The following is a 430-nucleotide window of genomic DNA, read 5'->3' on the forward strand; positions in this document are numbered from 1 at the left end:
GTCGGCCCAGCCGTCGCTGTCGGGCGTGCCCGTCGCCGCGGGGGCCGCTGCCGCAGCCGCCCCGTTCGGCGTGCCGGCCGGCTTCGATGTCGACGGATTCCTGCGCAGTGCCAAGGTGTACTTCAACCGTCTGCAAGCGGCCTGGGACAAGGGCGATCAGGCCGATATCAACGAGTTCACCACGCCGCAGATGTTCGCGGAAATCAAGATGGACCTCGAAGAGCGCGGCAAGTCGGTCAACCGCACGGACGTCGTGCAACTCAATGCCGAACTGCTTGGCATCGAGGAATCGGCCGTCGAGTATGTGGCAAGCGTTCGCTTCTCGGGCCTGATCCGCGAAGCCGAGGGTGCCGCGGCCGAGCCGTTCAACGAAGTGTGGAACCTGACCAAGCCGGTGACCGGTAGCGGCGGCTGGGGGGTCGCCGGGGTT

Annotated in this window: 1 protein-coding gene; it reads left to right on the forward strand. The window is 66.7% G+C overall.

Features of this window, described 5'->3' with window-relative positions:
- Positions 1-430 (forward strand): Tim44 domain-containing protein (locus tag A985_RS26690; RefSeq protein WP_198288740.1); only part of this gene is annotated, 430 nt, incomplete at both ends.

Origin of the sequence: Pandoraea sp. B-6 (genome assembly GCF_000282835.1) — a bacterium.
In the GTDB taxonomy this organism is placed as follows: domain Bacteria; phylum Pseudomonadota; class Gammaproteobacteria; order Burkholderiales; family Burkholderiaceae; genus Pandoraea; species Pandoraea cepalis.